The sequence below is a fragment of the Hymenobacter psychrotolerans DSM 18569 genome (assembly GCF_900142395.1).
In the GTDB taxonomy this organism is placed as follows: Bacteria; Bacteroidota; Bacteroidia; order Cytophagales; family Hymenobacteraceae; genus Hymenobacter; species Hymenobacter psychrotolerans.
Genome location: NZ_FRAS01000010.1, coordinates 1 through 17,685, shown reverse-complemented (window position 1 = coordinate 17,685; position 17,685 = coordinate 1). Strand labels below are relative to the sequence as shown.

Below are 17,685 nucleotides of genomic sequence, written 5' to 3'. Positions count from 1 at the left end.
AGCAAAAACCGCCGCGTTAAGAAATAGTAAAGCTGAACTCTGAAGCTGCCCTTTTTACGGCTGAACTTCTGCACCAGCGCAGCAGAACAGCCGTTTCTTCCTTATAGCCCCCTCTCCACACGTTTCTTTCAATGGATACCTACCACGACCTGATTTCCCAGACGTTTGACTTTCCTACCGATGAGTTTCAGGTAGAGCAAAATGAGCTGCGCTTCCACGACATTGACCTGATGGCGCTGGTGAAAAAGCACGGCACACCGCTGCGCCTCACGTATCTGCCCAAAATCAGTTCCCAGATTCAGCGGGCCAAGGAGTGGTTCCGGGCGGGCATCGAGAAAATCGGGTATCAGGGCAAGTATTCCTACGCCTACTGCACCAAGGCCTCGCACTTCAGCTTCGTGGTGGAAGAAGCCCTCAAAAACGGCGTGCACATCGAAACCTCGTCGTGGTTTGATACCAGCATCATCCGGGCCATGCACGAGAAGGGCAAGGTCAGCAAAGACACCTACATCATCTGCAACGGCTTCAAGCCGGAAGAATACAAGCGCGAAATCACCAGCCTCATCAACGACGGGTTTGTGAACTGCATGCCCATCCTCGACTCGCCGAACGAAGTGGAGTACTACCACGAAAACGTACGCGAGAAGTGCAATGTGGGCATGCGCCTGGCTTCTGATGAGGAGCCGCGCTTCCAGTTCTACACCTCGCGCCTCGGCATCCGCTACGCCGATGCTATTCCGCTCTACGAGCAGAAAATCAAGAACGACCCGCGCTTCGAGCTGACGATGCTGCACTACTTTATCAACACGGGCATCAAGGATACGTCCTACTACTGGTCGGAGCTGAGCCGCTTTGTGCATAAGTACTGCGAGCTGCGCAAAGTCTGCGACACGCTGACCACCATCGACATCGGGGGCGGCCTGCCCATCCAGACCAGCATCCAGAAAGAGTACGACTACCCGTACATGATTGAGGAAGTACTGCGCACTATCCAGCGTATCTGCGCCGAGGAAGGCGTGCCGGAGCCGGACATTTTCACCGAGTTCGGCATTTTCACGGTGGGCGAGTCGGGCGCTACCATCTACAGCATTCTGGATGAGAAGCTGCAGAACGACAAGGAGCTGTGGTACATGATTGACGGCTCGTTCATCACGAATCTGCCCGACACCTGGGCGCTAAACCAGCGCTTTATCATGCTGGCGCTCAACGGCTGGAACAAGCAGTACAAGAAAATCCAGCTCGGCGGCCTCACCTGCGACTCGCAGGACTACTACAATGCCGAGAAGCACATCTACCAGGTGTTTTTGCCGGAGCGCAACCAACGGTCGGCGTCAGCCAAGCCCGCCAAGGACACTGAGCCGCTGTATGTGGGCTTCTTCCATACCGGTGCCTACCAGGAAAGCCTCTCGGGCTACGGCGGCATCAAGCACTGCCTGATTCCGGCACCCAAGCACGTCATTCTGGACCGCGACGAGCAGGGCAACATCACCGACTACGTATTCGGCGAAAAGCAGACCAGCGACTCCATGATGCGGATTCTGGGCTATCAGGCTTAGAATATCAGGATTTCCGGGCGGCGCGGTTGGACGGGGCGCCCGGAAACCGTATTTTTGGACTTAACTCCTCTTTCTTAACCTGTTTCACATTTTCAATTAATGAAAAAGCTACTCCTGCTGGCCTCTGTGGCCGTTCTGGGTCTGAGCGCATGCAACAAGCAGAAGTGCCCGGCTTATACCAGCACCAAAGCCGCCAACCGTGTCTCGTCGCCGATTACGGCGTCTGCTGCTACCCCGGAAGCTACGCGCCTGTAAGCTACCGCCGGAAGCCAGCTTCCTGCTTTTGTAAAGCCAGCCCTTGCCTTGCGCAGCGGCTGGCTTTTCTGCTTGCCCAACACTTAACTTAACTCACAATCTGTATAATTTATAGAAGTTCATTTCGTTATCAGATGGAATGATCTAATCTTTAGCCCATTGCCTTAGTATCAATTTCCACCCTTTTTGCATTTAAAGATGAATAATGCACTGCTTTGCATAGTTATGGCACTCATGGTTCTGAGCTCGTGCCGCACCAAATGCCCGGCGTACAGCAGCGTAAAGCCTGACACTCAGCTGGCAGCACCCGCCATGACTGCCAGCCACGCGGAAGCCGCTAACCGGCAGTAGCCCCCTGCCCCCACCGCAACGCCGATTTCCTCAAGCGGAAATCGGCGTTGCGGTGGAAATACCTACCGAAAACCCGCCTAGTGGCTGGCCAGAATAAGGTCGGTGGCGGCGGCCAGGTGCGCTACGTGCGGCTGGTAGCCGTAGCCTTCGTCCTCGCCCACCAGAATGCCCTGCACCCCGGCTTTGGCCCCAGCCTGCATATCGCGCAGCCGGTCGCCTATCATCCAGCACTGCGCCGGGTCCAGGTGAAAGCGCGCAATAGCCTTTTCCAGCATCAGCGAATCGGGCTTGCGCAGCAGCGACTCCGACACGCTGGGGTGCCCCGGCGCGTAGTAGAAGGCGTCGATTATGCCGCTGCAGGCCTGCTGCAGCTTGTCGTGGCAGGCGTGCACCTCGGTGGCCGTGTAAAGCTTTTTGGCAATGCCGGCCTGGTTCGTGACGACGATGAGGTAGTAGCCGGCCTGCTTGAGGCGGGCCAGGCTCTGGGGCACCTCGTCGGAAACCACCAGCTTGTCGGGCTCCCACACATAGTCGCCGATTTCATTGTTGAGTACACCGTCCCGGTCGAGAAACACGGCTTTATTTTTCATGGCAGTTGATTTGGTTGGATAGATGGCGGGCCGCAAAGGTAGAAGTAATGCCAGGCACCAGCGGGCCAGTGCGGCCCCGTCTTACCTTTGTAGGCGCTGGTGCTCTTTCCCGTGACCTTCTTTTCCTGACTTCTATGACTGTAGCTATCCTCGGCGGCGGTATTTCGGGCCTTACGCTGGCCTGGCAACTGCAAAAGGCCGGCGTGGCCTACGACCTGTTTGAGGCCGACGACACGCCCGGCGGCTGCCTGCGCTCAGTGCAGCACCCGGCCGGCTACCTCATTGAAACCGGCCCCAACTCGCTGCAGCTCAGCGACGAGCTACTGGCGCTGCTGACGGAACTGGGCCTGAACGAGGAGATTGAGGATGCTGCCGCCGTGAGCAAGCACCGCTACGTGCTACGCGAGGGCCGCTACCAGGAATTGCCCGGCTCGCCGCCCACGCTGCTCACCAATGGTTTCTTCAGCCTGAAGGGCAAGCTCAATATTCTGCGCGAGTTTCTGCGGCCGGCACTACCCGTTAATCCGCAGGAAACGGTAGCCAGCTTCTTCCGGCGGCGCTTCGGGCCGGAAATTGTGGACTATGCCGTCAATCCGTTCATTTCGGGCATCTATGCCGGCGACCCGGAGCAGCTGCTGGTGCACAAAACCTTCAGCAAAGTAGCGGCCCTGGAGCAGCAGCACGGCTCGGTGCTGCGGGGCCTGGCCAAAGCGGGCGGCGGGGCCGGTCGTCGGCGCATCATCACGCTGCGCAAAGGCATCCAGACACTGACCGATGCGCTGGCTGCCCGACTTACGCACCGCCACACCGGGCAGGCCGCGCAGGCTATTTTCCGCACCAGCAACGGGCGCTACCAGGTGCAGACTGCGGCCGGCCTGAACGGGGGCTTCGCCTACGATGCCGTGGTTCTGGCGCTGCCGGCCTATGCGGCAGCCCCGCTCCTGCAGTCGCTGTTTCCGGAAGCCGCCGCCGCGCTGGCCGCCGTGTACTACCCGCCTATGGCCGCCATCTACACCGCCTACCAGCGCGCTGATGTGGGCCACGCGCTGAACGGATTCGGGGCGCTCAATCCCAAAATCGAGCAGCCTTATGCCGCCGGCAGCATCTGGACCAGTTCTATTTTTCCCGGCCGCGCGCCCGCCGGGCAGGTGCTCTTCACCACATTTGTGGGCGGCGCGCAGTACGAAGAGCAGGCCCGCCAGCCGGAAGCTGCCCAGAAAGCTGCGGTGCACGCGGAGTTGAGCCGCCTGTACAACGTGCGGGAAGGCGCGCAACCTCTGTGGCAATTCCGGTACTTTTGGCCCCGGGCTATTCCGCAATTCGACCAGCGTATTGGGCCGGCACATGCGGCAGCCGATGCGCTGCAGGCGCAGGGCATCTGGAGCGTGGCCAACTGGCGCGGCGGCGTGGGCGTGCCAGACTGCATCCGGCATGCGCTGCAGGTGGCCGCCGAGCTGACGAAATAATAAGCTGCCAACAGCCAGAAATTATCTGGCCCACTGTGCTATCAAACCGGCTGATTCGCTGTTTTACAAATTCCTGTTTCCGCTTTTCACTCTCTGCCTAACTTCTATCTTTGACCAATGAATGATGGGCTCGTCCTGATACCCACCTATAATGAGCGTGAAAATGCGGAACTCATCGTCCGTAAGGTATTCTCGTTGCCCAAGCCGTTCGATGTACTTATCATCGACGACGGCTCGCCGGACGGTACGGCGGCCATCATCCGGGACCTGATGGCAGAGTTTCCGGAACGCCTGTTTCTGGAAGAGCGCCAGGGCAAGCTGGGCCTGGGCACCGCTTATATCCACGGGTTCCGGTGGGCGCTGGATCGGGGCTATCAGTATGTGTTTGAGATGGACGCCGACTTCTCGCACAACCCCGACGACCTGGTGAAGCTCTACGACGCCTGCGCCCACCAGGGCTACGACCTGGCTATCGGCTCGCGCTACATTCAGGGCGTAAACGTGGTGAACTGGCCCATGAACCGGGTGCTGATGTCGTATTTCGCCTCGGCGTATGTGCGCTTTATCACGGGCATGCCCATCATGGATTCCACGGCGGGCTTTAAGTGCTACACAGCCCGCGTGCTGCGCACCATTCCGCTCGACCGGATTCGGTTTGTGGGCTACGCCTTCCAGATTGAAATGAAGTGGCTGGCGTATAAATATGGCTTCCGCATCAAGGAAGTGCCCATTATTTTCACCGACCGCACCCGCGGCACCTCCAAGATGAGCAAGGGCATTGTGCAGGAAGCTTTTCTGGGCGTTATCAAGATGAAGGTCAGCAGCTGGTTCCGCCGTTTCGAGCAGGTAAGGCCCGGCAGCGCGGCGCCGCTGGTGTCCGTAACCTCCGCTTCCGAAACCCGGTAAGCGTAGCGGCAGCTATTGTGGCTGTTGTTACCGTTCTTTGGGTTCACCCTGCTTCTGCTCATGGAAATAACTCCCCTGTTCTGGGTTGGCTTCAATGCCTTTGTGCTGGCCATGCTTCTGCTCGATCTGCTGGTGCTCAACCGCAAGGCACACGTCGTGAAGATGCGCGAAGCGCTGGGCTGGAGCACCTTCTGGATTGCTTTGTCCCTGTCGTTCAACTACCTCGTCTACCACTGGATGGGCCCGCAGGCGGGCATGGAGTTCCTGACGGGCTACCTGATTGAGAAGTCGCTGAGCGTCGACAACCTGTTTGTCTTTCTGCTCATTTTCAGCTACTTCAAGGTTCCGGCGCAGTATCAGCACAAGATTCTGTTCTGGGGCATTATCGGGGCGCTGGTGTTGCGGGCCGTCTTTATTCTGGCCGGGGCCGCGCTGCTGGCCAAGTTTCACTTCCTGCTGTATGTGCTCGGCGCTTTTCTGGTGTATACCGGCGTCAAGATGGCTACCAGCGGCGGCCAGCCCGATATTGACCCCGACTCCAACCCCGTCGTTAAGTTTCTGAGCCGGCACCTGCCCATCACCAACCAGCTGCACGGTGGCAAGTTCTTCGTGCGCCAGAACGGCACCCTGTTTGCCACGCCGCTGCTGGTGGTGCTGGTGATGGTAGAAACTACCGACGTGGTATTTGCCGCCGATTCTATTCCCGCCATCCTGGCCGTCTCGCGCGACACGTTCATTGTGTACACATCCAACGTGTTTGCGCTGCTGGGGCTACGGGCGCTGTATTTCGCGCTGGAAGGCCTGATGCGGCTGTTTCATTACCTGCACTACGGCCTTTCGCTCATCCTCATTTTCATCGGGGCCAAGCTGCTGTTCTCCGAGGTGTTTCACGTTTCGATGGGCTTGTCGCTGGGTGTAGTGGGCGGGCTGCTGCTGCTGTCCGTTGTGGCGTCGCTGATCTGGCCCAAGAAAGAGGAAGAAATTATTCAGCCGTAAGGGCGGCCCTGGCACAGAGGTTTATTCACAGAAAAGCCCGGCTGAAGTTGATCAGCCGGGCTTTTCTGTGCGGAACGGGAGCTACGGCTTGGGGGCCGGATTGGGGTTGCCGCCGGGCGGGGCGGGCACGTTGGTGTTCACGCCTTCGTCGGGCATGCCGCCCAGCAAATCAATCAGGTTCAGCGGCTCAAACTGAGTAGAATCGGAGGGCTGGAAAGCCCGTACGGTGTCGCGCACGGCCCGGAAGATGGAGCCATGGGCGCGGCCGGGGAAACTCAGGCTATAGCTCAGCGTGTTGCGGGCGTCTTCTGAAATCAGGCCTTTGCGCAGCATCAGATCCGCAATAAGCCGGTGGAAGTAGCGCGAGGAGCTGCGCATTTCGCCGTACTGGTTGAAGGAGTTCTGGTAGTATTTGGGCCGCGGAATGATGCTGGCCATATACAGGCTCTCGGACAGGTTGAGGTTGGCGGGCTGCTTATCGAAGTAGAACTGCGCGGCTTCGGTAGCGCCGTATATTTTCGGGCCCCACTCAATAATGTTCAGGTACACCTCAAACATGCGCTCCTTCGACACCAGTTTGGTATTTTCGATGAGCCACACAATCAAGGCCTCCTCAATCTTGCGGGTCACGGTTTTCTGCCGCGTCAGAAACACGTTTTTCACCAGCTGCATGGAGATAGTACTGCCGCCGCGCGCGAAGCGTTTCTCTTTGATATTCTGGATGGCCGACTTCACGAAAGCCTTTTCCATGAAGCCTTTGTGCGTGAGAAAGCGCGGGTCTTCGGCCGTCATGATGGCGGCCTTCAGGTAGTTGGCCACGTCATCGTAGGGCACAAACTTCGGGTTGGATGGCCCCACGGCAAACGCTTTGATGGAGTCGCCTTTGTCGTTGTAGGCCGTATAGATGAACTCCGTGTTGAGCTTGTTGAGGTCCTCAGCCCCCATGCGCGTGATGCGGAAGTTCTTCGGCGTCAGGCTTGAGTTGAATTCAAGGCTGTCTACGCGGTTCATATCCAGGTTGAGATGCATGCGGTACTGAAGCGTGCCGCTGCCCTGCATGCCTTCCAGCGTGTTGAACATGCCTTCGGGCAGCGCCGCGAAGAACGTGTTGGCCGGCGTTTCGGCCGACTCAATGTCGGCTTTCACCTGCAGGCCGGCCAGCAGCTCGCGGCGGTTGCGCACGCCGTTAATCGTTTTGCCCACCACCCGCTGCTCCAGCGGCAGCTTGCGGATGCTCATCACCGGATAAAACTCCATGCGGTTGAGCGTGACTTTCGTGCCTTTTTCCAGGGCCGCAAATGCCTGCCCCAGGCGCGCCGCAAAGTCGATGCCGCCGCGCGGGAAGCGCACGTCCCGGTCGGAGAGCTTCGGGTGATTGACAATAAAGTTGGCGGCGGAGGCAGTGCCGCGCAGCGTCAGCTCGTCATCGTCGAGCTCCTTATCGGCCACGCTGAAGCGCAACGTATCAAACTGCACGCGGGCTCCATAGCGACGCTGCACGAAGGGCAGCGTAACGGGCCGGCGGTCCAGCCCGAATATTTCGGCGTTCAGCGCATAGTCGCCGGGCTCGATGTGCCCCTGCACGCCCACGCGGTTTTCCACCGAGTCGATTACGGCCGTCAGCTGGCCCTGAATGTCGCCGTCTTCGATGGAGAGGCGGGGCATGACGATGCGGGCGCGGTGCCGGGGACTGTCGTAGGTGACCAGAAAATTCTGGAAATCGGCTTCGCCGGGCATGTTGTCGAAGCCGGCTTCGAGCAGCTGGTTGGCCAGCAGGCCGTAGTTGGTGCCTTTGGTCGTGTCGCGCGGCACGGCGGGCTGTTTGCCCTTCTTCCTGTAGAGAAACGAGTAGTTATCGGTGCCGGCAGCGGTTTTGCGCGCCGTAAAGCGGGCGTCGCTGATTTCGAGGTTGCTGAACACCGGACGCCCCGCAAACAACGACTTTACGCTCAACGAAACCGTCATCAGGCGGGCCTGCATCAGCGTATCGGAGGGCGTGGCATTGGGCACCAGGCTCATGCCGGCCACCTGCACCGTATTCAGGTCGGTGAACTGGGCCGGGCCCAGCGTGAGCGTAACCGGGTACTTGCGTTCGGCCTTGACTTTCACCTGCTGCAGTGCGTAATCGAGCAGCTGCTGCCGTTTGGCCAGAAACACCGCCAGCCCAATGCCCAGCAGGGCCACCAGGATACCTACGCCAATCCCTATTTTTTTCTTGGTTGCTGGAGTCACGCGAACAGTTCGGAGAGAGAAGAAAGTCGCGGCCCGGCTCGGCCAGATTCAGGCCAAATCCGCCGCCGCTCGGAGTACAAAGGTAACGAAAAAGGCCCTCGTCGGTTTCCGGCGCGCAGCGCCTTCGCTACCTTTGGCCTACTTCTGGCCAACCCTCTCTACGCATGAACGCTGCTGCCGACTACGCTGCCCTCACTTCGCTCACTGCCGTTTCGCCGCTCGATGGCCGCTACCGCTCTGCCACGGCCCCGTTGGCCCTTTATTTTTCGGAGCTGGCCCTGATTCGCTACCGCGTGCTGGTGGAGGTTGAATATTTCATTGCGCTCTGCGAATTGCCGCTCCCGCAGTTGCAGGCGGTAGATGCCACCGTGTTTGAGCAGCTCCGCGGCATCTATAAGAACTTCTCGGCGGCAGATGCTGAAGCCGTGAAAGCCCACGAAAAAGTAACCAACCACGACGTAAAAGCCGTGGAATACTTCCTGCGCGACCAGTTTACGGCGCTGGGGCTGGGCGGGTACCTGGAGTTTATTCACTTCGGCCTGACGTCGCAGGACATCAACAATACGGCCGTGCCGCTGAGCTTGCAGCACGCCCTCATCAACACGCTGCTGCCCGCCTACGCGCAGGTGCGCAACAGCCTGGCCGAGCGGGCCGGGCAGTGGGCCGAGGTGCCGATGCTGGCCCGCACTCATGGGCAGCCGGCCTCGCCCACGCGCCTGGGCAAGGAAGTGCAGGTGTTTGTGGCGCGGCTTGATGCGCAGGTGGCGCTGCTGGGGCAGGTGCCGTTCGGGGCGAAATTCGGGGGTGCCACCGGCAACTTCAACGCCCACAACGTAGCCTACCCGCAGGTTGACTGGCACCAGTTCGCGGAGGTATTCGTGAACAACCGCCTGGGCCTGCACCGCTCCTACCCCACCACCCAGATTGAGCACTACGACCACCTGGCCGCGCTCTGCGACGCCCTGAAACGGCTCAACACCATCCTCATCGACCTGGCTCGTGACGTGTGGCAGTACATTTCGATGGGCTATTTCCGCCAGACCATCAAGGCCGGCGAAGTGGGCTCGTCGGCCATGCCGCACAAGGTGAACCCCATTGACTTCGAAAACGCCGAGGGCAACCTGGGCCTGGCCAACGCCGTGCTGGAACACTTGGCGGCCAAGCTGCCCATCAGCCGCCTGCAGCGCGACCTGACCGACTCCACGGTGCTGCGCAACCTGGGCGTGCCGCTGGGCCACACGCTCATTGCCCTCACGGCATTGCAACGCGGCCTCAACAAGCTGGCCCTCGACGAAGCCGCCCTGCACCGCGACCTGGAAGCTAACTGGGCGGTAGTAGCCGAAGCCCTCCAGACGGTGCTCCGCCGCGAAAACTACCCCGACCCCTACAACGCCCTCAAGGCCCTGACCCGTACCGGCGAGGCCATTTCGGCTACTACCATTGCCGCTTTTGTGGATGGCCTGAACGTAGAGGAAAGTGTGAAAGCTGAGCTGCGCGCCATCACGCCGCAGAGCTACGTGGGTATCTAGGAAGTCCGATTGACGTGTTGTGCAAAGCCCGGTTGGCAGTTGTACCGGCCGGGCTTTGCTATGTGCTGGAGAGTCTTCCGGCAACTGCTTGTGTCCGTCTCCGCTCTTGCCTCGTAGTGCCGTGGATACATGTTCCCATTAGCTTAACACTAGGTGATTCTGGTTAAAATACCGAAAACTAGGTATTGCCAAGTAGAAGGAATTGGTGAAACTTTGGTACAAACTCGCCCTTGTACCAATCGCCGATTTGCATGTCAGACTTCACTTCTTTCGCTTCAGGCAGCGCTTCTGGTGAGCTGCCGGCCAGCACCCGCGACAAGCTGATGCCTCCTGCCGCCCAATGCACCGACTTGCCAAACTGGTACTCGGTGCGGCCCGCCTCCAGGCCCGCCGAATCTGACGCGCCAGGGAGCCATAATCCGGAGGCGCCGCGTATTCCGCAGCTACTTCCCCGTTAAAGGCTATACCCAACATCGGACTGGCTGGCTATCTTCGCGGTTCCTAACCGTGCCCCTTATGTCCGACCTTTCCGGCGTCACTGTTCATGCCGACTGCCGCTATTTCCGCGGCGACCTGCCCTGCCGCCCTAACAAGGAGCACGGCTACATCTGCCAGAGCTGTCCGGTGTACGCGCCGGTTCAGAAACGCATTCTGCTCATCAAGCTGGGTGCCATCGGCGACGTAATTCGGACCACGCCGCTGCTGCGCCGGCTGCGCCAGGAGTACCCGGGCTGCTATATTACGTGGCTCACGCTCACGCCCGCCATTCTGCCCCAGGGGGAGGTAGACGAGATTCTGAAGTTCGATTTCGCCAGCTCTCTGCAGCTTATGGCCCGGCACTTCGATGTAGCCATCAACCTCGACAAGGAAAAGGAAGCCTGCGCGCTGCTGCTCAAAGTAGAGGCGCCGGCTAAGTTCGGCTACACGCTGCGCGAGTACGACGGGGTAGCGTGGCCCCAGAACGAGCAGGCTCACCATAAATTCCTGACCGGCGTTTTCGACCAGCTCAGCCTGCAGAACCAGAAGCCCTACGTGCAGGAGATATTCGAGCTGTGCGGCTTCGATTTCCGGGGCGAAGAATACGTGTTCGACACGCACGAGGACAAGGGCTACCGCTGGGAAGCCCTCCCGGAGGGCCGGCCGCGCATCGGCCTCAACACCGGCTGCGGCGACCGGTGGACGACGCGCCTGTGGTCGGACGAGAAATGGATTGCCCTGATTACACAGCTGCAGGCCGCCGGCTACGCGCCCGTGCTCCTGGGCGGCGAAGCAGAAAACGCCCGCAACCAGGTGCTGCAGGCTGCCACCGGCGCCACGTATCTGGGCACGTTTCCGCTGCAGCAGTTCATCAACCTCATGCACCAAATGGACGGCATCGTGACGCAGGTGACCATGGGCATGCACATCAGCATTGCGCTGGGCAAGCCCACCATCCTGATGAACAACATCTTCAACCCTTACGAATTCGACCTCTACGGCCGCGGCCAGCTGGTGGGGCCGGACAAGCAGTGCGTGTGTTTCTACCGCGGCACCTGCCAGCTCGGTACCAGTTGCATGGAGGATTTGCCGGCTGAAAAGGTATTCGCCGCTGTGCAGGCAAGCGTACCGGTATAATGCCAGCTACACAGTAAGCAAAGAGCCTCCCGACTGCAGTGCGGGAGGCTCTTTTTATGCTACGGCTCAAAATACAAGCGCTGCTCAACTGGGGCTGGCGACTTCCTTCAAGGCCGTCACCATCTCGCTCCACGAGAATTCCTTTTTGCGCGCCCATACGCCGGCCGTAAACTCCGCTTCGCGCTGGTGTTCGTAGAAATCCACCAGCGCATCGGCAATAGCCTGGGGCTTCGGCGGTACTACGTAGCCGACTTCGCCATCCGGTATCAGCTCAGCCAGGCCGCCTACGTCTGTCACCAGCATGGGCCGCTCGAAATGATAGGCAATCTGCGAAACGCCGCTCTGCGTGGCGTTTTTGTAGGGCTGCACTACCATATCGGCGGCGCAGAAATAGTCTACCACCCGCTCATTCGGAATGAAGTCGGTGGCGCGAATCAGGCGGCTTTCCAGGTTGTGCTGCCGGATCAGGGCTTCGTAGGGCGCGGCGTCCTCGTAGTATTCGCCCGCTACAATGAGTTTCACGGGCAATGCGGCCAGGCGGGGGTCGGCAAACGCTTCCAGCAGAATATCGAGCCCCTTGTAGGCCCGGATAAAGCCAAAGAACAGCAGGTAACCGAACGCCGGGTCGAGGCCTAGGGCTTGCCGGGCCTCTGCTTTGGGCCTGAGCGGGCCGAAATTGTCGTAGAGCGGATGCGGCTTGTAGAGGGCCGGCTGCCGGAAATGCAGGCGGCGCAAATCGGCCAGCACCGCCCGGCTCATGGTCACGAAACCGTGGCAGGCTGCAAGGAAATACTGCGTGAGTGGCCGGTCGCCGGGGCGCTTCTCGTGCGGAATTACATTATCGGTGATGGCGACGAGGCGGGTGTGGCGGTTGCGGCGAATTACTCGCGCAATCGTGCCCAGCGCCGGCCCCATAAACGGCAGCCAGAACCGAAAAATCACCAGATCCGGCTTTTCGCGGCGTAGCTTATTGCCCACGCGCCACCACGTCCAGGGGTTCACGGAGTTGATGCTGACTTCGATATCGAGGTCGGCGGGGCCGGGCTCGGTGCTGAACTGCGTCTGGCCCGGAAACAGGAAATCGGGGTATTGCAGCGAAAATGTCACCAGCCGCACCTCGTCGCCGACTTCGCGGAAGGCGCGGGCCAGTCGTTCGTTGTAGGTGGCCAGCCCGCCCCTGAGCGGATACGCCGGCCCGATGATGACCACTTTCATAGGCTTCTGCAAAAAAGAACGTCATGCAAAGCTGCGGCTTCGCATGACGTTTCAGCTCGTGTTGTCTTACGTAAGGTTTACCTTGTCCCGCACCAGGTAGTCGTTGCGGTTGGCGCCGTTCAGCTGGATCAGCTCAGCCAGGAAGCCCGTCAGGAACAGCATAGCCCCAATCATCACGGCCGTCAGGGCCAGGAAAAACAGCGGCTGGTCTGTTACGTTGCGGGCCTCCAGGTTGTGGAAGGACAGATACACCTTTTCGCTCACCAGCCACAGCGTAATCAGCATCCCGAGCACAAACGAAATCATGCCCATCGTGCCGAAAAAGTGCATGGGGCGCCGCCGGAATCGGCTCACGAACGTGATGCTCATCAAATCGAGGAAGCCGTACACGAACCGCTCCAGCCCGAACTTGGTGGTGCCGTACTTACGCTCCTGGTGCTGCACCACCTTCTCGCCAATCTTGCGGAAACCTGCCCATTTGGCAATAACGGGGATATAGCGGTGCATTTCGCCATACACCTCGATGCTGCGTACCACGCGGTGGTCGTAGGCTTTGAGGCCGCAGTTGAAATCGTGCAGCTGGATGCCCGAAATCCAACGCGTGACGCCGTTGAACAGCTTGGTCGGAATGGTTTTCGACAAGGGGTCGAAGCGCTTCTTTTTCCAGCCGCTCACCAGGTCGTAGCCCTGCTCCGTAATCATGCGGTACAGTTCGGGCAGCTCTTCCGGCGAGTCCTGCAGGTCGGCGTCCATGGTGCACACCACCCGCCCGCTCGTTTCCTTGAAGCCCACGTTCAGGGCCGCCGACTTGCCGTAGTTGCGGTTGAAGCGGATGCCGCGCAGGTGCGTATCGGTTTCGGCCAGCTCCTCAATTACTTCCCAGGAAGTGTCGGTGGAGCCGTCGTCTACCAGAATCACCTCGTAGGTAAGCCCATGCTGGGTTAGCACGCGGTGTATCCAGCGGGTCAGCTCCGGCAGCGACTCGGCTTCGTTGAGCAACGGAACGACGATGGATAGCTCAACCGGAAAAGAAGGACGTTTACTCAAACTCGGGGCGGGCATGTTTGGTGATGGCAGATATCACCAGTGAAATGATGAGGCCAATAAGCAAGGCTCCCAGAACCGCGAATATCGTGGTAGCTATTGGCCCGGAAAACTTTTCCGCCATAGCCATAGCCTGGTCGACTTGGGCGTCGTCCATGCCTTTTTCCTCCATGCGTGAGCGGGTCAGGTCCATAACGCGCTGCATATAGGTAGGGTCGATGAACGTGAAGTATATGTAGCTGAACACCCCTCCAATCACTCCCGAAACTGTTGCCAGGATGGTGCCAAGGCTCACACCCTGGCCGTAGCTCATAAACCCATTATTAAGCTGCTTAAACTGTTTATGGGCCAGCCAGATGCCTACCGCAAGAATCACCAGACTCAGCCAGCGCAGCGGTGTTTCCGGATCGTCGATGAGGCTGAGTTGCAGAAACGAGAAAATGATGGATACCAGCCCGGTCAGCAGGCCATAGCGGATGGCTACGGCGCTGGTCGTAACAGGAGTAGTTGTGTTTTCCATGGGAAAGGTGTTGGAAAGTGGAAGAAAGAATTTGCAGGGTGCAATATTCTATTTCCTCAGGAATATCCCGCCTGGAATACTGATTAAGATGCCCAGCAGCATCTTCTTCAGAAATTCGTCCTGTGCAAAAGCCGCCGGAGTATGCGCCAGATTGCGCAGTGTAGCCTCAAATTGCTGCCGCCCGTTGGTCTGGGCCATATACAACGACTTGGCATTTTCCAGCAGCTGCCGGGCCTCCACCAGATGCTGCTCGATGAGGCTGGCATCGGCAGTGCGGGCGAACAGGTAGAGCCCGGTAGCGGCCAGCAGCGCAGTCAGCACCGTCACCAATACTCCCACGCCTACTGCCTTCCCCAACCCAGGCCCTTCGGCATAATACCTCCGCAACAGAATCTGGCTGACAACAGCGGCAATCGGAGGGAAGAAATCCGACAGTGTCCGTTTAGGACCGTATGGGTTGTTGTCGGTCAGGTACAGAAAGAGGACCCAACCAATGCAGAGCAGGCCAGCTACCGTGCCGCACAACAAAGCAGTGCGCAAAACCGGGCTGGAAGTAGGAGCAGTAGTTTCCAAGAGCAAATCAGATGAGAGCGGCAAGATACGACGCCTGCTTCCATTCTAGGCGGCCATGGCCACCGGCTCGGCGGTTTTAGTACGGTTCATGAAGCGCAGCAACAGCACTTCGGCCAGCAGGGAAGCCAGCGCGGCCCACAGGCAATACTGCCACAGCGGGGTGCCTACCCGCTCCGCCTTGTAGCGCGCCGCCACCGACTCACCCGTACTGGCGTCATACACCTGCACGTTCTTGCGGGTAGGCCCGATGAGCTGCCGCAATTCCTCCGCGGAGTAAGCCGCCAGCTCCGACTCTTTTTTGTCAATATTGAACGCCAACGTAGCCACCGGCTGGCTGCCACGCACCAATGTGTAGAAGCCCGGCTCGCGCATGGCAGCCGGCACTTCAAAGCGGAGCGTACCGGCCTGTAGCCGCTGACTGGGAATGTAGGTCAGGCTGTCTTTAATGAGCTTGAATACCTGCTCACCCTGGCCCGGAACGGCATCTACCGGTACCACAACGGTTCCTTGGTTGAGCCGATACGCCGGCTGCTGCTCACGCTGGAAGCTCTGCATTGCCAGCCGGTACATCACCGGCACAAACAAAGCGTGCTGCATAAAATCGGTACGCGCCTCATCAAACGGAGTCGAAAACAAGTAGACTGTTCCGTTGCCGCTGGTAAATGCCCCCAGAAACCCGTCACCGTCCTGCAGCCGCAGAATTTCGCTACCCGACCGTGACCAGCGCAACACCGGCGCCGCCTTAGGCATCACCGGCTGGCGGCTTTGCGCACTAAATACATCCCGAAAGAAGGGGTTGCGCCGCTCAGGTGTGGCCACGGAGCGTAACACCGGCGCGCTGGCCGCATCCTCCCATTGCACTGGCCCAACGCCAAGCTCTCGGAAAAGCAAATCGTAGGAAGCGCGCCCCTGCACATTACTGGTAGGCACAATTGCGACCGAACCACCACGCTGCACCACTCGTTGCAGACTCTCGCGCAGGCTGGCAGTTAGTTGACTCTGCCCTTGCACCAGTACCAGGCTGGCTCCCTCAATTGACTGATAGCTCAGGCTACCGGCAGTTGTGCGGCTGTAGCTGAACAGTGGTTCGTTGGAGTATAGTTGCTGCGTCGGCGGCACTTGCGGCCCGGCTATATCCAGTACGCGCACTTTGGGAGAGGGCTGCAGCGAGAAATAATAAGCGTTGTCGAACGTAACCGGATAGTCCTCCAACTCCACTCTACAGTAGGCAGGGGCAGCTGAGGTTATGCGCACGCGCGCAGTCACAGCAATTGGCTCTTTCGCCGGCACCGTCACCGTGAAGGCCGTAGCTTGCTGCTGGCCAACGAACAGTTTCACCTGGCAATTTTCTACTGGCTCTTTTCCGCCATTGCGTAGACGCACATGAACCGTTATATCGGTGTTGCTGCGCACAAATGCGTCATCAAGCCAGACACTATCCACAAAAGCATTGCGCGAATTTGCTCCACCTACCGGGACTAGAAACACTTGTTGCGTTGAGTCCAGCTTTTCCAAGCTCTGAACGGTAAACGCATTTCTCTGAAAGTCCGAAAAGACAAATATCTCCCCTGCCTTCTGAGCCCCCACACTAGCTCCGGCACGGTTGATCAAGTTAGTAAGGCTAGCGCTCTGCCCGGAAACCCGCAGCTTATCCAACGACTCCCGATAAGCTGCCGAGTTCAATGGCTGAAGTTGATCTTGAGCAAACATGAACTGCCCACCTGCTGAATAAGCATTCGGCAGATTCCTGGCTTGCTCTACTGCTTGATCGAAATAGTTGTCTGCTTCACTCGCGCCAGCCTGCATGCTAGGGGAAGAATCGACCACCACACCCACTACACGTTGCTTACTATCCTGTATTGGAGCAGCTATATAAGGCTGCACAAACATCATGACCAGAAACAAAACGAAGCTTAGTCGGGCCAGCAAAATCCACAGATGCTTGAGTTTACGCTGGCGAGCAGTAACTAGCCTGACTTCCTTGATAAACTCAACATTAGTAAAGACCACGCGCTTAGGCCGCCGCAGTTCAAATAGATGGATAGCTATAGGAATAGCTAACGCAAGCAGACCAAGTAGAAACCAAGGGTGAGTTAAGGACATGAGGAAGCATTGAAGCATGAAGATAGACATAAGCAGCCCGAATAAGGACGCTCCCCATCAATCGTATCTTCTCAACTACAGCTCATATTCAGGACTCCTGATTAATAGATAGGCCTTACTTCGTTACTATAGATTCAAAAGCATAGAATATGCATGACGTAAATTAGGTAACAACACTTATATATAATCTTAATTAGCAAACCCAAGTTGCGGGCTATAGGCCGGCTTGGTGGAGGGTGTGGGCGAAAACGAAGAGGGCAATTTTGAGGGCAAATCCGGCGGCTGTCACGGCATGAATCTGCTTGGGAAAGCGGGCCGTGAGTTGGCTGAAACAGGTTTCGATGCCTTTGCGGAAATACTGGAGCAGAAAGGTTTGCGCCGGGTGCAGCGGGCGTGTGCTGTTGGTGCGGCGAGCCGTGACCTGCTGGCTGCCGCTGGCCTCGTGGAAGAGGTCCTCGGCCACGTAGTCCGTGTAGCCGGCATGGGTGTACAGGACGCTACCGATGGGCAGGTCCAACGGCAGCCCGCGCTGGCCGGTTTGCTCCGACTCGGCCCCGGCGTGGATGTGGAACTCGACGGGAATGCCGTCGCTGGTAGCCACCACCTGCACTTTCAGGCCGTAAAACCAACCGCGCTTGCTGGCGCAGCGGCCGTGGTAGGCCTTGCCCGTCAAGAGCTTGCAGCGCGGAATGCGCGTGTTGTGGCACACGGCCACCGGAAACGAGTCGAGCACGT

At 58.8% G+C, this 17,685-nt stretch carries 15 protein-coding genes; 7 read left to right on the top strand and 8 right to left on the bottom strand.

The window, feature by feature from the left end; translation table 11 throughout:
* The first annotated feature begins 131 nt into the window (after window positions 1-131).
* Together BUE15_RS10395 and BUE15_RS21945 are read left to right on the top strand one after the other, a co-directional pair.
* Complete coding sequence (locus BUE15_RS10395) at window positions 132-1,556, top strand: type III PLP-dependent enzyme domain-containing protein (RefSeq protein ID WP_073284240.1); 1,425 nt, start codon at window positions 132-134, stop codon at window positions 1,554-1,556.
* A gap of 99 nt (window positions 1,557-1,655) precedes the next feature.
* Entirely contained in the window at window positions 1,656-1,811 is a 156-nt protein-coding gene (locus BUE15_RS21945; protein ID WP_170865236.1) for a hypothetical protein, read from the top strand.
* Window positions 1,812-2,239: 428 nt separating this feature from the next.
* Here BUE15_RS21945 and BUE15_RS10390 read toward each other — a convergent pair whose 3' ends face one another.
* Window positions 2,240-2,752 (bottom strand): D-glycero-alpha-D-manno-heptose-1,7-bisphosphate 7-phosphatase, encoded by a 513-nt coding sequence (locus tag BUE15_RS10390; RefSeq protein ID WP_073284237.1) that lies wholly within the window; start codon window positions 2,750-2,752, stop codon window positions 2,240-2,242.
* Between the two features lie 134 nt (window positions 2,753-2,886).
* Between BUE15_RS10390 and hemG the strand changes: the two genes are divergently transcribed.
* The 3 genes from hemG (at window position 2,887) to BUE15_RS10375 (ending at window position 6,120) form a co-directional block, all read left to right on the top strand.
* Window positions 2,887-4,218, top strand: a complete 1,332-nt coding sequence (gene hemG, locus BUE15_RS10385) for a protoporphyrinogen oxidase (protein ID WP_073284234.1) — start codon at window positions 2,887-2,889, stop codon at window positions 4,216-4,218.
* Window positions 4,219-4,335: 117 nt separating this feature from the next.
* A complete protein-coding gene (locus BUE15_RS10380) occupies window positions 4,336-5,124 on the top strand; it encodes a polyprenol monophosphomannose synthase (RefSeq protein ID WP_073284231.1) in 789 nt (262 codons plus the stop codon).
* 60 nt (window positions 5,125-5,184) lie between these two features.
* Complete coding sequence (locus BUE15_RS10375) at window positions 5,185-6,120, top strand: TerC family protein (protein WP_073284581.1); 936 nt, start codon at window positions 5,185-5,187, stop codon at window positions 6,118-6,120.
* An 81-nt stretch (window positions 6,121-6,201) separates the two neighbouring features.
* Here the strand turns inward: BUE15_RS10375 and BUE15_RS10370 are convergent, their stop codons facing one another.
* A complete protein-coding gene (locus tag BUE15_RS10370) occupies window positions 6,202-8,352 on the bottom strand; it encodes a transglycosylase domain-containing protein (protein WP_073284228.1) in 2,151 nt (716 codons plus the stop codon).
* Between the two features lie 164 nt (window positions 8,353-8,516).
* On the opposite strand from BUE15_RS10370, the gene purB reads away from it, so the two are divergent.
* Window positions 8,517-9,881: an adenylosuccinate lyase gene (gene purB, locus BUE15_RS10365; RefSeq protein ID WP_073284224.1), complete on the top strand. Its 1,365-nt coding sequence runs from the start codon at window positions 8,517-8,519 to the stop codon at window positions 9,879-9,881.
* Between the two features lie 516 nt (window positions 9,882-10,397).
* The gene (locus tag BUE15_RS10360) at window positions 10,398-11,495 is read left to right on the top strand and encodes a glycosyltransferase family 9 protein (RefSeq protein WP_073284221.1); all 1,098 of its coding nucleotides are present in this window, start codon (window positions 10,398-10,400) and stop codon (window positions 11,493-11,495) included.
* Window positions 11,496-11,579: 84 nt separating this feature from the next.
* Here BUE15_RS10360 and BUE15_RS10355 read toward each other — a convergent pair whose 3' ends face one another.
* The 6 genes from BUE15_RS10355 to BUE15_RS10330 all read right to left on the bottom strand — a co-directional run.
* Entirely contained in the window at window positions 11,580-12,710 is a 1,131-nt protein-coding gene (locus tag BUE15_RS10355; protein WP_073284218.1) for a glycosyltransferase, read from the bottom strand.
* 66 nt (window positions 12,711-12,776) lie between these two features.
* The gene (locus BUE15_RS10350) at window positions 12,777-13,757 is read right to left on the bottom strand and encodes a glycosyltransferase family 2 protein (RefSeq protein WP_244535934.1); all 981 of its coding nucleotides are present in this window, start codon (window positions 13,755-13,757) and stop codon (window positions 12,777-12,779) included.
* Window positions 13,750-14,274 (bottom strand): DUF4199 domain-containing protein, encoded by a 525-nt coding sequence (locus tag BUE15_RS10345; protein ID WP_073284212.1) that lies wholly within the window; start codon window positions 14,272-14,274, stop codon window positions 13,750-13,752. Before BUE15_RS10345 ends, BUE15_RS10350 begins: the two co-directional genes overlap by 8 nt.
* Window positions 14,275-14,322: 48 nt before the next feature.
* Entirely contained in the window at window positions 14,323-14,847 is a 525-nt protein-coding gene (locus tag BUE15_RS10340) for a DUF4199 domain-containing protein (protein WP_170865235.1), read from the bottom strand.
* Window positions 14,848-14,892: 45 nt separating this feature from the next.
* Entirely contained in the window at window positions 14,893-16,980 is a 2,088-nt protein-coding gene (locus BUE15_RS10335; protein WP_073284205.1) for a BatA domain-containing protein, read from the bottom strand.
* A gap of 184 nt (window positions 16,981-17,164) precedes the next feature.
* On the bottom strand, window positions 17,165-17,685 hold a 521-nt coding region (locus BUE15_RS10330), incomplete at its 5' end, for an IS982 family transposase (protein ID WP_139252216.1).